The organism is Cellvibrio sp. QJXJ, assembly GCF_024452345.1.
In the GTDB taxonomy this organism is placed as follows: domain Bacteria; phylum Pseudomonadota; class Gammaproteobacteria; order Pseudomonadales; family Cellvibrionaceae; genus Cellvibrio.
Map to the genome: position 1 here is coordinate 2729803 of NZ_CP101662.1, position 13869 is coordinate 2743671.

Sequence of the window (13869 nt, forward strand, 5' to 3'; positions counted from 1 at the left end):
TGTACGCTACATACAACATACAACACATAGGGAGACGGAAGAAATGCAGGTATTTTGGAGATTTTTCGCATGCGAAAATAATTGTCTTGGCGTGTCCGCAACGTGCGCAAGCGCCCGTTGCGCCCCCGTCAAGGTAATATTTTTAGCAGTTCCCGATCACGCGAATGGTAGGTGAATTCATGGGATGTACCCGCCACATAGAACACTACTTCTACGCCCTCTTTGCGATAGCCATCAAAATCTGATAAATCGTAAGTCTGACCGGTTTGGGCATCTTCCAGCATGAGTGATAGGCTGGTTGTAGATTTTATGTGGCCGCGATACAACAGCTGATTTACTGGAGGTGGGGCGGCTTGCACAACCTCTTGAGCATGCGTCGTCTGTTGCGGTTGCGCTTGATTGGACTCCTCTTGTACTGGTACGTCCTGCTTTTTACCCGAATCTATCACCTCTAGTTTTGAACGGACAAAACTTCCACCCAAAATAACCGTAACCAATATGGCGCCCGCGAAGATTGCAATTTGTTTGATGGGTATGCGCTTGGTGGAGGTGTGTATCGAAGCCGACTGATAGTATTTAAATAATTCTTTATCAAACTTTAACTTTGTTCTGAGCGCGTTTGATTCATTTTGGCTTGGCTCAGGGCTTTCGTTGCAAGTATTCCATTCAAACACCTTGCGATGATCCATGCCGAACGGACGATACATGTGCTGATGACGATCTACCAGCTTGCGAATATTGCGATCAATTAGTCCAGGGTGCTGGGTAATCAAAATAATATCGTGTCCTTGATGCCGATGGGTTTCAAAACGACTGATGCACTCAGGAACAGCGGAGCCGTTTGGCCGCGGCCTAAACCATCGCTGACACTCATCAATAACAATAATCGAACCGTCTGGTAAGTCATACCAGCTATCAACCTCATCCAATTTAAAACAGCGCAACTCATTTAAGTTCAGCCCTTCAATATTGGCGTACAACGGCCTAATTTTTTCAGAATTGCGATTTTTCACAATTAGCTCTACCGCTAATAGCGTTTTGCCTGATCCCGGTGTGCCGGTGATTAAATGAATCATTTAAATAGCCTCATTTGACGAAGTGCCAAAAGTGCTATTTTTGCGGCGTACCCAGATAAAATCAGATTAATAGCGAAATCGAGATCTGCCAAACCAAGTAGTGCTGCAGCATCACCTGGCATGCCTAAAAATAGACCTTTAAGTGACGATGTTGCCACAGACAAAACCGTATCAAAACCCTGAAACGTTACAAAACTAATTCCAAGCGAGACAAGAATTCGCGCAACAAAATTGCCAGCGACCAAAGCACCAAACATGCGAAAAATATTAAACACGGGCACCTCCTATTACTATCGCTAAAAATGTGAATATCGCAAAAGCCCGTACCGCTGGCGCCAAATAATCAGCAATAGTTTCGCATGCGAAACTGAGATCAAAAGAGAACTGCTGTCCCTGAAAGCTTTGAACTTTAGGTGGAGGGCAAGATTTGGGCAACCAGCCATAACCCCAATCAAAATAAGACGATACATCCACCGTTCGTTCCGGCACGGCATCCATTCCAATCATGTCCTCATATTCTGGTTCGGGTGCTGGGTCTTCTTGTGGATCTGGCTCGGGCTGAGGGGATATAGCATCTTCCGGTAGTGTTTCGCTTATTTCCAGTGGGCTAAAAATATCCGGATAAACGCCTGGAGCAATCTGAATTAGTGCAGGGTTTTGTAATGCGATTTCGGCGAGTTGTTCGTCAGAAATTGGTTGTGTATCTGACTCAATGCGTGGCTGAGCATTGTAATAATTTTGATAATAAACGCCGTAGTGACCTTGTGATTCACCAACAAAATAAAAGCCATTCATTTGTTGGACTTGAACTAAGTTTGGCGAAGGTGGCATAGGCTCTAATGTGTAAAGCGAGAAGATGCCCGCCCAGTTTGGCCCGAGCGCACAGGGTAATGGTCCAATAGCATTTGCAACACCGGAGCCATTGATAGGAACAGGCTTGTCAACGCATTGCGTGTAAGTGCCTGAATTACCCGGCAACACTATCATTCCATCGGGTGTGATCGAGTAACCGTAATACACCAGTGCTGCAGTTAATGCTGAGGCTGCAGCACAAGCCAAAGGATTTGTAAGGCAGGTTTTTGCGTACTCTTTGATTTTTGATGGACTAAAAGTGGCCGTTTTAAACAACCGCATCTTATTGCCAAACCTATCGCGAGCATCAATAACAACACTGGCTGTGCGCGATGATCCATTGATGGATGTAACACCAATTAACTTGGCAGTATTTCCCGATGTGGTTGGCACCGAATTGGTATTCGGAAAGTTAACCACATTTGCGACGGCTATCTGCGAAGCAAAATATAAAAAGCAACACAGAGCACCACGATATAAATAAACCATTCCATCACCCTTCCTCAAATGAAACAGGGGCGCAAAGCGCCCCTGTAGACCATGGAGCAGATACCTAATCACAAGTGATTAAATGCCTGCGTTTTACTTCATTGCACTGCGAACCCAACCGAATGCTTTTACAGCCACATACACACTCAAGCACGCAAGACCCAGTGAGGTAACATCGGTAATAGCGGCGGTGATTGAAGCGGTTACACCTGAAAGATCCATAAAATTTCCTCTAAAGTTAATTACTTGATTAATTTACGAAGTTGCACAAAGATCCAGGCCGTAGCCCAGAGAAGACCCACTGCTTTTATAAAATCAACAGCTTGTGCAGGGTCAACTTCGGGAAACACGTTAAGCCACCTTTGGAGGAGCTTGACGCATTGTGTTCTCGACAGGCTTGAGTCGAACCTCAAAAGGGTTCAACTCAAGATTTTTAAATTTTCCAACCTGAAAGCACGACAAATCCAAGGTGTATTCACCGACAGAAAATGCATCGACTGGATTTCGTAACGGGATTTCAATTTGTTGCGGGAATGCGCCACCCATATGGGCATAGGCCATTTGATAGTAACGAACCCCCTTTTGTGTGGGGCGGGATTGTGGCAAGTGATGACCATCGATAATGCTGATTTTTAACATGGTGATTTCCTTTGGTTAGTTGGTGATGCGTAGAGTTATTGACACAAGTCCAAGGCGCACCGCTGACGCGGTGCGCAATGAATAGCAGCCGGATTTAATTGCGGATTTTGTGCGTGAATTTCTTCAAGCACGTCAGCAATACCATCCATAATTTTTTGACGGGCAGCACGTAAGCTGGCGGTTTCTTTAATCTCCCAGTAATGAGTGCGGCTCAGCACAACAACACCGGCGATCAATACACCTATCACGCGCTCTTTTGCTTCATCACCGTATTGGGTTTGAAGGACAGGGATTAGCTCACCAGTGTTCTTGTCCAATTGTTCTGCAACAGCGTAAGCAGGGCGCAATTCTTGATCTTTGCGCGCAACGGTAGCTCCGCCCATGGCCAGAACGAATGCAGCCCAATCGCCTGCGTCAGCCGCTTGCCTAATTTGCTCTACAACACCTTCCTGCTCAGATAGGCGTCTTAATTCTCGCCATACAGTCACGCTGGCACCTCCAATTTGCTGAAATTGTCTAATGCGGTGTGTGCGTGACCATGCTTCAATTTTTTCAGCAACTTCGGAGGCATTTTTATTCGCCCAATCTTCGGTGCCTTTTGCTTGTTTGTTGTCTACGCCATACCCGTCGATGTTTTTGCAGATGTACTTAATCAGGTAACCGGTGGCGGAATACTCTTGGCCGGTTTTTTCGTTGATGCCTTTTTTGATTAATTCGATTTTTACGCGATGCTCTTTTGCCCCTTTTTCATCGGGGGAGTCTTTCAATGCGTACTCTTGAAAAATGCTGGTGATGGCTTCAATGTTGGCCGCTGTTGAGAACAGCAAGAAATGCCAATGGGGTGTGCCATCATGGTGAGGTTCGGCGATGCGGAATCCATAAGGCTTGATTTTCGCACGCGAAAGTTTTGCCTGAATCCGTGCCCAAACGCTTGATAAATATTTCTGCGCATCACGCGGTGTAAGCCCAGTAAAGGCCTTGTTCGGTACTATCTTGATTACTTTGTCACCCTTGGTGATTTTGATCATGCGGTGAAAGCGAGAGGGGGCGGTAAGCGTGATAAACACACCTTCATGTTGTTGCGCCTTGGCAATAGCCTCAAACCCCTTGCAGCGTGTGATCAGTTCTAATCGACGAATGGAGGGATTAGAAACTGAAAGGGCGGACAGCTCCGCAAGAGTGAACTCTTGTCCCAGCTCGTTTACGGCTGTACGGCTTTCCAGATATTCGCGGTTGGCTTTCTTTTGTTGCCGTTTTTTCGCATGCGAAAAAGTTGAACAATAAGGGGAGGCTTTCGCATTGACCTGACGCAATTCACGGGCAACAGCTTCGACTCGATCCGCTTGCAGTTTGCGCAACTGGCGGCGCCACCATTTGAGGCAGCACAGGCGGTTAATGTTCGCTTCAAGGTTGCTGCCATCGACTTCAACCTCGGGCGCATCAATGCCGTATGCTGTGACCAGATCAACCAGATCACTAAAGCACTCGCCAAGATCGGTATGGTTTTCTGCAATTGATGTGCACAGGTTTGCCCGGCTATCAGCAAACTCCGTCAACTCTTCATGGCTGCACAACAGGTGTAGGGTGTCGATATTGAGATAAGCATCCAACTCCAAAAACCGCAGGTTGGCTTTAACATGGGACTGGGTTTTAGCGAGGAACAAATATTCAGCGCGCATGGCGTTCGCCAAAGCACCGCAACGCGCCAGAATACGCTGGCGGAAAGGGCGGCAATCACGGGTGCCGAAGGCATCCAGTGATGAATGGGGGTAAAGCTGGCCATCAAAACCAACGAACTGGCCAGTCATGGCGGCTTGAGCTACCATGGTCGGGTTCCTCTTTTAGCGAAGCTGGGACAATCCGGTGATTAGGTGTTGACGCACTTAACCACCACTCATAGGCATATCAGTTGACGCTGGTATGCCTATTCTTTAAAACCGCTCGAAGTCCTGTTCCAAACACTCTTTGGTCAGGAGTGCTACGTTAATCATTCTGTGTTTTCCTACCTTCAAAGTCGGCAGATGGCCGCGTTCGATCATTCCCCGCAGGGTTTCTTCAGTTAATCCAGACATTTCCGAAAATCTGGCCTTCGTAACTACCGGCACAGACATCGGAATACTCATTTTTTGATCAGACTCCATAGTGACTTCCTGAAAGACGCCAAAGTGATTTCCGGCGCATCTTAATCATAAGCAGCCACACAAAACAACTATTTATCTTGAAAAAATACAACCAAAAGTAGTAAATTCCACATTGACGCACTTTTCTACACAAGAGGAACTGCCATATGAGCATCGAAGCGCGAGCAAAACTACTAATTGAACAACTACGCATTCCCCAAAGGGAACTGGAAAGCAAAAGCGGGATTTCGCAGCAGGTTTGGAGCAAAGCCCTGAATGGAAAGCAAAGACTGAACTCAAATCACCTGGAGTTTCTATGCAAGGAATACAGCGACTATGCACTTTGGTTAATGACCGGCCTAAACAATCTTGGGCTTACGCCAGCAGGAGCCAAATTTATTGAAGTATTTGAACCTCTTGCTAAAAAATTTGCTGAATCTATGGCGGAACTCGAATACGTGATGGAGCTTGAAAAATATTTAACCGCGATAGAGGAAGAAGATGTTTTTGACAGTCCCACCTCATCACCAATGCCATCTGTTAGAAAATTAAAATTCGCAGAAATAGAGCACCAACTCATTAGCCGAGATCTAAATGAATTCATTAAAAAAAACAGAAGCACACCGGAAGATGATCTTGAAAATGCAGCACAAATTTATTTTTTTGAAAAAGCTTTTAACGTGTTGCAACAAAATCAAGATGAATACGGAAAAGAGCACAAAATTTTGATCATTACGGGAAGGATGCTAGGCGAATTTTTAATACCCGGAAGTAGGTCAAATGTAATGGAAGCAATGGAGTAAATAACAAGTGAGCGTCAAAAAAGATGGTGATAAATGGCTAGTAGATATCTACACAAACGGAAGAAAAGGTAAAAGAGTTCGCAAGAAATTTGATTCAAAAATTGAAGCCGCAAGATTTGAAAAATTTGCACTTGGCAACATAAGCCAATCAAAAGAATGGAACTCAAACGGCTCCGACAAACGAACACTAAACCAGCTTATTGAAAAATGGTTCATGCTCCATGGGCAAACACTAAAAGATGGTGAGCGCAGAAAAAGAAAGCTTTATCAAATTTCAGAAAAAATGCGCAACCCGATTGCATCAAGTATTACCGCAAAAGATTTTGCTTATTACCGCTCACTAAGGCTTGATGAGGACAAGGTTACACCAAACACAGTAAATCATGAATTGGCTTATATTAAAGCGGTTTTTAACGAATTAGACCGCGCCGGAGAATGGACGCTCCCCAACCCCTTCGGGAAATTAAAAGCAATAAAATTTGATGAAATCGAATTAGCTTGGCTAACCACGGAGCAAATTAAACGACTAATGAATGAGCTTGAAAATAGCACCAATCCATCGGCAATTGTTGTTGCTCGAATATGCCTGGCAACAGGGGCGCGATGGGGTGAGGCGGAAGGATTAACCGGCCTACAGGTTAGAGACGGGCGCATCACATTCAGCAAGACAAAAAGCGGTAAGACCAGATCAGTCCCTTACAGCGATACAGTGATTGAAAATTATGTGAGAGGGAAAACAGGCAGGCTTTTCGAGAGTTGTGCAGGCGCATTCAGGAAAGCCGTAGAACGAGCGAATATCGAACTGCCCGCCGGACAATTAACGCACGTATGCCGCCACACTTTTGCAAGCCACTACTTAATGAATGGCGGCGACATTCTTACACTGCAAAAAATATTGGGGCACTCAACTTTAACAATGACGATGCGGTACGCACATTTTGCACCGGAGCACCTTGCAGACACACCAGAGAAATGCCCCCTCGCGGCGATCTAATTCCAGAAACAAAAAAACCTCCACATGGGAGGTTTTTTTTCGTCTTTCACTAAATTTTTAGTGTAGACAATATGTAGTCACTGGTTTAGATACTGCAATTTTAATTACTACTAAACCATTGATTCATAAGGAATTAATGGTGCCCAGACCCGGAATCGAACCAGGGACACGAGGATTTTCAATCCACTGCTCTACCAACTGAGCTATCTGGGCGTGTCGCTTGCGCTGTGCTGCAAGAGGCGCACATTAAACCCGCTCGGGCGAATTGAGTCAATAGTCATTATTAAAAATAATTTGCTTTTGGCCCCTGGTGATTATTTTTCAATCAGCCCTGTAGCGCAGGGCGTTTTGCTGCTCACTGAACTCCATATTTGATGTCGTGCAATCACCAAAATTGGGGACGATTAGCTGGTCCTGCCAAGAAAATTCTCAAGAGCCACACAACAGCGCTCCCGACGATCATCAGGCAAAAAATGAACACTATTTGCGCACAACACTTATTACAGGAAACAAACTAGTGCACACCGGTGCAGCCAAATGGTCAGGATTTACAATTTCCCGCCCATTTGGTCAGTAAATTAAAGGGTTGACGTAGAACGGGAACAGAATTTGCTGTACTACAAGTAACAACAGGTAAGTACAAGTAACTTTGAATGATTGCAGCCTTTCTGCAGTGGAGCCCGCTATGCAAACCTTTATTGAAAACATGCCTAAGGCCGAACTACATGTGCACCTTGAAGGAACACTGGAGCCAGAGCTAAGTTTTGCGCTGGCGCGTAAAAACAACATTGAGCTGGGTTATGAAACACCGGAAGAATTAATTGCCGCCTATGATTTTTATGACCTGCCATCCTTTTTAAATATTTACTATGGGGCGATGAAAGTACTGCAGGATGAAGCGGATTTTTATCAACTCACCTGGAGTTACCTAAGCAAGGCTTACAGCCAGAATACGATATACGTCGAATTATTTTTTGATCCGCAAGCACATACCAGCCGCGGCGTGGACTTTAGCGTGGTGATTCATGGCATTCGCGCTGCGCAGGAAGATGCCGAGGCGAAACTTGGCGTTAAAAGCCAACTGATTATGTGTTTTTTGCGCGATATGAGCGCTGAGTCAGCAATGGAACACTTGCTCATGGCCGAACCTTATCGCGCTTGGTTGGTGGGAGTGGGTTTGGATTCCGACGAAAAAAATAATCCCCCAATCAAGTTTGCCGAAGTCTTCAAAAAAGCGCGGGAGATGGGGCTGAAGCTCACCATGCACTGCGATGTAAATCAGCAAAACACCTTGCTGCATATTGGCCAATGTTTGGATGAGATCCAGGTTGACCGTATCGACCACGGGATTAATTCACTGGAAAGTGAGGCACTGTGTGAGGTAATCAAAGCGCGTGGATTGGGGCTAACGGTATGCCCGGTATCCAACCGGTTTGTGGTGCAATCACTAACCTCTCGCGAAATTCGTCGCATGCTGGATAAAGGCATGCTCGCCACCATTAATTCCGACGACCCCGCTTACTTCCGTGCTTACTTAAATGAAAATTTAATTGAGTTACAGCGTGAAGGTAATTTCAGTGACGATGAGATTGCAACGCTGGTAGGCAACGCGTTTCGCGTAGCCTGGCTGCCAAAAGCAGAAAAAGATGTCTATCTCAGCCGGTTAAACAATTATCTGCACAACGCGACTTGTACGAGCTAATTTTTTTAAACTTTTTATGTTGTTTTACTTTTTTGTTGTTTTTTCATGCTGTTCTCCTCCGTAGTAGTAGCTTGCCCGCTTTCGCGGGCTTTTTTATGACTATTTTTCCATACAGGTTTTTTATGTTTCCCCTTAATTACCCTCGCCCATTTATTACCAAGTATTTGTTGATTAGTGCAGCTTTATTGGCAGTGAATAGCCACGCAAAAGCACCAACCGATACCCATATCAAAAGCAAAACGAGTTATCAACAAGCGGTAGCGCAATTGGGTTATCGCGAATTAGCAGAGACGTTTAGCCGTAGCAAAGCCTTGGCAATTAGCACGCTAGCAGATGAAGAAAAACTTTCACTGCAAGAATTACAAGCCGCAGCAACACTGGAATTAATCGGCGCGCCCATAGCAAAGGGCGAGCAGGTGCTGCAGGATTTTGTAGCGCAATATCCACGCAAAGATTCGGCTTATCTCGGCCAATTAAATGAGCCATCACTTTATCAACGTATTGCTATCAATTGGCATAATAGTACGGCTGTTGAACCATCCGCTTTTGCACTGGAATTGCGTCAACTAATCGCACAGGGTATTGCAACCGGCTATAACCTGGTCACCACTCCTTGGCCATTCTTTGCGACTGAGCGCCATGTTATTTATGGCCACAGCGACATCCAACACGCACAACAATTACTCGCACTGCTTGCCAGTGAAGGTTTGCAAGCGCGGGTTGGACTTTCGCGCAAAACCTCCGCTTTTCTCTATCGTGATGACTGGGGCACGCTGAGCCAATCGCTCATTGATGTCGGCAATAACCGTCGTTTGGTTGAAGCGAGCGAATACGATTTGCATTTTGAATTTCTCACTGCCGCCGATAAAACCCGTTTTGTCGCCGCCATCGATCGCTATGCAAAAAAAGAAAGCGCTGAACAAATTGGTTTAATTCTAGGGGCGTGGTGGCAGCCGTTTTATCGCAGCCGAACTGCTGCCGAAGGTTTTGCCAGCGCCACGCAAATCGCTGTGAGCAACGGCAGTGAAACCGCACTGCTGTTAACACTGCCGGAACAGGCACCGGCATTGGTTAAAGCGATTCAACAACTCAACCCCTCCTGGTCGATAGCACCCGAGGCAATTTGGGTAAACCTGGCCTTTCACCGCTATTTGCGCGGCGGATACAAATAACCGGCCCTTGTCATTTGCTCAACACTTAATTTTTCTTTTACCTGTCCAATTGGTCAGCAATTTGCATTACTAAAAACTATCTGCGGGCGCGAACAGCCTAGCAACGCGCGCAGTTATTTTTTGGATGTTTATTTATTGAGGTAATTTATGTTTGATTTACTAAAGCGAGTATTAAATTTACAGGTGCGAGTTTTTTTAATTCTCGCCGCGGCTATGTGTGCAACTGGCGCCAACGCAGCAACAGCAGGGAAAAGTGCAACAATTCCCGTAAAAGTAGTTGTGGTGACTATGTTTGAACACGGTGAAGTAAGCGGTGACGAAGCCGGTGAATATCAATTGTGGATCGAACGCCAAAAGCTCGATAAAAAATTCGCTTTTCCCCTCGGCGCTTACGACTTGCACATGAATGATGCAGGTGTGCTCGCCATTTGCACCGGCGGGGGCGTTACCAATGCCACCGCATCGATTATGGCGCTGGGCACCGACCCGCGTTTTGATTTATCCAAAGCTTATTGGGTAATTGCCGGTATCGGCGGTGGTGATCCACTGGACGTATCGCTTGGCACCGGCGTGTGGGCCAAACACGTGGTTGATGGTGATTTACTCTATGAAATTGATGGCCGTGAAATTCCCAAAGAGTGGGAATACGGTTTAATTCCATTAGGCGCCAAAGAACCTAATCAAGAAGCGACAGGCTGGACGGTCGATACCATTGTGTACCACTTGAATCCAACACTCGTGGACTGGGCTTATCAACTCACTAAAAATTTCCCCCTTGCCGATACCCCAGCGATGAAAAAATTTCGCGCGCAATACAACGGCTTCCCCAATGCGCTGCGCCCACCGTTTGTCACCATTGGCGACACGATTGGTTCAAGCACCTACTGGCACGGCGAACTATTAAATAATTGGGCAAATGATTGGATGCATTTACATGCAGGTAAAGACAGTAATTTTATGACCACCAATATGGAAGATAACGGCAGCCTTACGGCACTGCACCGTTTAGCCAAAGCAAAATTAGTGGATACCCAACGCGTATTGGTATTGCGCACAGTAAGTAACTTCAGTTTCCCGCCACCGGGTAAAACTGCCGCCTGGAGCACAACCGCCCCTTATCCGGATCAGGGCCTACCCGCCATTGAAGCCGCTTATGGTTTGGGCAACCACGTAGTACAAGAGTTACTTAGCGGCTGGGATAAATATGAGCACACCACCCCTTCGGTAAAATAATGTTTCTTACCGCTGCACTCGCGCGGCGAGTGCAGCCTTTCTTGTTTACGGATTTATGATGATGAAAAAATATTTACTTGCGATATTTTTATATTGCACCAGCATGAATGGCCACAGCAAATCAATCATCTTTGATAACGATATGGCGATTGATGATTGGGCCGCGCTATTGTTTCTACTGCATCACCCTAAAGCCGATGTTATTGCTGTGACTATTTCCGCAAGCGGTGAATCGCGCTGCAAACCCGGCCTTGATAACACCAATGCGCTAATCGATTTGTCGGGCAAAGTCAGCAAAACTATTCCCGTTGCCTGTGGCGATAATTACCCACTCGATGGTTATTTTGTTTTCCCCGAAGCCTGGCGCAAAGATTCTGACACACTATCCGGTGTGCCGATTAAACCCAGCGCGCGCACTGCCAGTGACCAACACGCCGCAGCAATAATTCACGCCGCACTGGCTGACGCAAAAGAACCTGTCACGCTTATTGCCACTGGCCCGCTAACTAATATTGCGCAATGGCTCGAACGCTACCCGCAGGACAAAAACAAAATAGATCAGCTGGTAATTATGGGCGGCACGGTGGATGCGCCCGGCAATATTATTGTGCCGCTATTTACCAAAGGGCATCCGAATACCACAGCCGAGTGGAATATTTTTATCGACCCACTCGCCGCTGATAAAGTTTTTGCAGCGGGCTTGCCGATTGTATTGGTCGGTTTGGACATCACTAATTCCGTACGCGTAACCACTCAAGTCGCCGCCGATTTTAAGCAGGCAGTAACCACGGATTCTGCAAAATTTTGGGATGCAGTGCTGGATAAAAACGATTGGTTTATTGCAAGCAATGAATATTATTTTTGGGATACCTTGGCAGTGATGATCGCCATGGAACCGGAGCTGTGCCAAGGTGATGAGCAATCGCTGCGGGTGGATTACCAAACCACCACCAAACCTTGGTTACAAACTACGGATAACAGTATGCCAGATACGCGCTGGGACGGAAAAAAACGTAATCATCTTGAGGCTAAAACAGCAGGGACTTTAGTGAAGGATAAAAACTATCCGGCAATTAAGGTATGCCGCAAAACCGAGCCTGCGCGTATTTTTAAGGAGTTTCGCGATACCCTGAACCAATAAGCCCATAAGTTGATGCAAACCTGGAGAAAATAATAACAAGTCCAATTTGTTATTAGCCGCCATACAGTCTGAAGCGTATATTAGGTGGGTTATTTTTTTGGAGACCCCACCATGAACCGCCGCTTGGAAGACGACCCCAGTGTTTACAAAACCCTGCTGGAATCCACGAAAGCCATTCCCTGGAAAATCGACTGGAACAGCCTGACGTTTTCGTATATTGGCCCACAAATTGAAGCACTGCTCGGTTGGGAGCCGGATACTTGGGTAACGGTACAAGACTGGGCAGCGCGTATGCACGAGGAGGATCGCGAGCGTGTGGTCAACTTTTGTGTGAGCCAATCACAAGCGGGAGTGGACCATGAAGCGGACTACCGCGCCCTCACCAAGGACGGCCGTTTTGTGTGGATTCGCGATGTAGTGCATGTAGTGCGCAACCCGGCAGGTGAAGTGGAAGCACTGATTGGTTTTATGTTTGATATCAGCGAGCGCAAACAAACCGAACAAAAACTGATTGACCTGCAAAAAGAATTGGAAAAATTATCCTTCAAAGACGGCCTTACCGGCGTGGCTAACCGACGCATGTTTGACTCGGTTATAGAAGTAGAGTGGCTCAATGCCAAACGCAATCGCCAACCACTGTCGTTAATCATGGTTGATATAGATTATTTCAAACAGTACAACGATCACTACGGTCATTTGCAGGGCGATGACTGCTTGAAACGTGTGAGCCAGGTGCTGAGCGAATCTGCCACCCGCGCTAAAGATTTTGTTGCGCGCTTTGGCGGCGAAGAATTTGTATTGGTATTGCCCGAGAGCAATGAAGAGGCCGCCGCTGCAGTGGCAGAGCGCTGTCGCAAAGCGATTTTTAAATTGCAAATCGCCCACGAAAAATCAGACATTAGTCAGTTGCTGAGCATTAGCCTTGGCGTGGGTACTGTTACACCCGGGCCAAATGATCAGCTGCTTGAATTTATTAATTCCGTGGATCAACGCCTTTATCTCGCCAAACAAAATGGCCGCAATTGCATAGTCACACACAACAACTAATAACAAACTAAAGATTCGTTACTCTTTAAAGCGCCCAACATCGGTTGCACGCGCAATAGTGTCGGCAATTTCACTGCCCTTGCCCTGCAGAATTTCCTGCGGGGTTAAACCGCATAATTCGTGCGGGAACACCAACCAACTGTCGGTGGCGTGCACGTAAAAATCGGGTTTTAAATCCGTCACGTTACGCGAAGGTTTATACCAGGGGCAGGCCACCTTAATCACATTGGGGGTATTGCGCCGGGACTTACGTTTTATCTCATCAATAATCGCTTTAATGGAACGCCCGGAATCAAATACGTCGTCCACAATTAATAATTCCTGATCCGCATCCACATTTTTCACAATGTAATCCAAACCATGCACGCGGATGTCTTTACTTTGTTTGTCGATGCCGTAATAGGATGAAGTGCGAATTGCGATGTGATCAGTAGGCACACCAACACACTCCAAATATTCCTGTACGGCAATACCCACCGGTGAGCCACCGCGCCATACACCGACAATAAAATGCGGGCGAAAACCGCGCTGATAAATTTGCTCACCCAACTTGAATGAATCAAGCAAGAGATCGTTTGCGGTAATAAAATGTTTATCCATT

Annotated in this window: 15 protein-coding genes and 1 tRNA gene; 7 read left to right on the forward strand and 9 right to left on the reverse strand. The window is 46.3% G+C overall.

The genetic code is table 11. The annotated features are described in order from the left end of the window. Positions 1 to 128 precede the first annotated feature (128 nt). The 7 genes from NNX04_RS11950 to NNX04_RS11980 form a co-directional block, all read right to left on the reverse strand. Positions 129 to 1076: a zonular occludens toxin domain-containing protein gene (locus NNX04_RS11950; protein ID WP_261945888.1), complete on the reverse strand. Its 948-nt coding sequence runs from the start codon at positions 1074 to 1076 to the stop codon at positions 129 to 131. Beyond that, a complete protein-coding gene (locus tag NNX04_RS11955) occupies positions 1073 to 1351 on the reverse strand; it encodes a DUF2523 domain-containing protein (RefSeq protein ID WP_261945889.1) in 279 nt (92 codons plus the stop codon). The genes NNX04_RS11950 and NNX04_RS11955 overlap by 4 nt, the downstream gene beginning before the upstream one ends. Continuing rightward, positions 1344 to 2417 (reverse strand): hypothetical protein, encoded by a 1074-nt coding sequence (locus NNX04_RS11960; RefSeq protein WP_261945890.1) that lies wholly within the window; start codon positions 2415 to 2417, stop codon positions 1344 to 1346. The genes NNX04_RS11955 and NNX04_RS11960 overlap by 8 nt, the downstream gene beginning before the upstream one ends. A 93-nt stretch (positions 2418 to 2510) precedes the next feature. Continuing rightward, positions 2511 to 2639 (reverse strand): major capsid protein, encoded by a 129-nt coding sequence (locus tag NNX04_RS11965; protein ID WP_261945891.1) that lies wholly within the window; start codon positions 2637 to 2639, stop codon positions 2511 to 2513. 129 nt (positions 2640 to 2768) lie between these two features. Then, positions 2769 to 3056, reverse strand: a complete 288-nt coding sequence (locus NNX04_RS11970) for a G5P family DNA-binding protein (RefSeq protein WP_261945892.1) — start codon at positions 3054 to 3056, stop codon at positions 2769 to 2771. A 35-nt stretch (positions 3057 to 3091) separates the two neighbouring features. Beyond that, a complete protein-coding gene (locus NNX04_RS11975) occupies positions 3092 to 4882 on the reverse strand; it encodes a replication endonuclease (protein WP_261945893.1) in 1791 nt (596 codons plus the stop codon). Between the two features lie 105 nt (positions 4883 to 4987). After that, positions 4988 to 5197 (reverse strand): helix-turn-helix domain-containing protein, encoded by a 210-nt coding sequence (locus tag NNX04_RS11980; protein WP_261945894.1) that lies wholly within the window; start codon positions 5195 to 5197, stop codon positions 4988 to 4990. Positions 5198 to 5343: 146 nt separating this feature from the next. Between NNX04_RS11980 and NNX04_RS11985 the strand changes: the two genes are divergently transcribed. Both NNX04_RS11985 and NNX04_RS11990 read left to right on the forward strand, forming a co-directional pair. Next, positions 5344 to 5979 (forward strand): helix-turn-helix domain-containing protein, encoded by a 636-nt coding sequence (locus NNX04_RS11985; protein ID WP_261945895.1) that lies wholly within the window; start codon positions 5344 to 5346, stop codon positions 5977 to 5979. A 7-nt stretch (positions 5980 to 5986) separates the two neighbouring features. Further along, a complete protein-coding gene (locus NNX04_RS11990) occupies positions 5987 to 6973 on the forward strand; it encodes a phage integrase (protein WP_261945896.1) in 987 nt (328 codons plus the stop codon). A 137-nt stretch (positions 6974 to 7110) separates the two neighbouring features. Here the strand turns inward: NNX04_RS11990 and NNX04_RS11995 are convergent. After that, positions 7111 to 7186, reverse strand: a tRNA-Phe gene (locus NNX04_RS11995). A gap of 472 nt (positions 7187 to 7658) precedes the next feature. On the opposite strand from NNX04_RS11995, the gene add reads away from it, so the two are divergent. From add to NNX04_RS12020, 5 genes are all read left to right on the forward strand, one after another. Beyond that, positions 7659 to 8675: an adenosine deaminase gene (gene add, locus NNX04_RS12000; RefSeq protein WP_261945897.1), complete on the forward strand. Its 1017-nt coding sequence runs from the start codon at positions 7659 to 7661 to the stop codon at positions 8673 to 8675. 122 nt (positions 8676 to 8797) lie between these two features. Further along, positions 8798 to 9847 (forward strand): hypothetical protein, encoded by a 1050-nt coding sequence (locus NNX04_RS12005; protein WP_261945898.1) that lies wholly within the window; start codon positions 8798 to 8800, stop codon positions 9845 to 9847. Positions 9848 to 9994: 147 nt separating this feature from the next. After that, complete coding sequence (locus NNX04_RS12010) at positions 9995 to 11080, forward strand: purine-nucleoside phosphorylase (protein WP_261945899.1); 1086 nt, start codon at positions 9995 to 9997, stop codon at positions 11078 to 11080. A 61-nt stretch (positions 11081 to 11141) separates the two neighbouring features. Beyond that, positions 11142 to 12221 (forward strand): nucleoside hydrolase, encoded by a 1080-nt coding sequence (locus NNX04_RS12015; protein WP_261945900.1) that lies wholly within the window; start codon positions 11142 to 11144, stop codon positions 12219 to 12221. 111 nt (positions 12222 to 12332) lie between these two features. Beyond that, on the forward strand, positions 12333 to 13268 hold the full coding sequence (locus tag NNX04_RS12020) for a GGDEF domain-containing protein (RefSeq protein ID WP_261945901.1): 936 nt from the start codon (positions 12333 to 12335) through the stop codon (positions 13266 to 13268). A gap of 18 nt (positions 13269 to 13286) precedes the next feature. Here the strand turns inward: NNX04_RS12020 and NNX04_RS12025 are convergent, their stop codons facing one another. After that, complete coding sequence (locus tag NNX04_RS12025; protein WP_261945902.1) at positions 13287 to 13868, reverse strand: phosphoribosyltransferase; 582 nt, start codon at positions 13866 to 13868, stop codon at positions 13287 to 13289. Position 13869: the final 1 nt, after the last annotated feature.

What these genes read in the sequence shown, in the direction of transcription:
- NNX04_RS11950 (WP_261945888.1), bottom strand. Translation starts at nt 1,076, where the DNA reads ATGATTCATTTAATCACCGGCACACCGGGATCAGGCAAAACGCTATTA.
- NNX04_RS11960 (WP_261945890.1), bottom strand. Translation starts at nt 2,417, where the DNA reads ATGGTTTATTTATATCGTGGTGCTCTGTGTTGCTTTTTATATTTTGCT.
- NNX04_RS11965 (WP_261945891.1), bottom strand. Translation starts at nt 2,639, where the DNA reads ATGGATCTTTCAGGTGTAACCGCTTCAATCACCGCCGCTATTACCGAT.
- NNX04_RS11970 (WP_261945892.1), bottom strand. Translation starts at nt 3,056, where the DNA reads ATGTTAAAAATCAGCATTATCGATGGTCATCACTTGCCACAATCCCGC.
- NNX04_RS11975 (WP_261945893.1), bottom strand. Translation starts at nt 4,882, where the DNA reads ATGGTAGCTCAAGCCGCCATGACTGGCCAGTTCGTTGGTTTTGATGGC.
- NNX04_RS11980 (WP_261945894.1), bottom strand. Translation starts at nt 5,197, where the DNA reads ATGGAGTCTGATCAAAAAATGAGTATTCCGATGTCTGTGCCGGTAGTT.
- NNX04_RS11985 (WP_261945895.1), top strand. Translation starts at nt 5,344, where the DNA reads ATGAGCATCGAAGCGCGAGCAAAACTACTAATTGAACAACTACGCATT.
- add (WP_261945897.1), top strand. Translation starts at nt 7,659, where the DNA reads ATGCAAACCTTTATTGAAAACATGCCTAAGGCCGAACTACATGTGCAC.
- NNX04_RS12005 (WP_261945898.1), top strand. Translation starts at nt 8,798, where the DNA reads ATGTTTCCCCTTAATTACCCTCGCCCATTTATTACCAAGTATTTGTTG.
- NNX04_RS12010 (WP_261945899.1), top strand. Translation starts at nt 9,995, where the DNA reads ATGTTTGATTTACTAAAGCGAGTATTAAATTTACAGGTGCGAGTTTTT.
- NNX04_RS12015 (WP_261945900.1), top strand. Translation starts at nt 11,142, where the DNA reads ATGAAAAAATATTTACTTGCGATATTTTTATATTGCACCAGCATGAAT.
- NNX04_RS12020 (WP_261945901.1), top strand. Translation starts at nt 12,333, where the DNA reads ATGAACCGCCGCTTGGAAGACGACCCCAGTGTTTACAAAACCCTGCTG.
- NNX04_RS12025 (WP_261945902.1), bottom strand. Translation starts at nt 13,868, where the DNA reads ATGGATAAACATTTTATTACCGCAAACGATCTCTTGCTTGATTCATTC.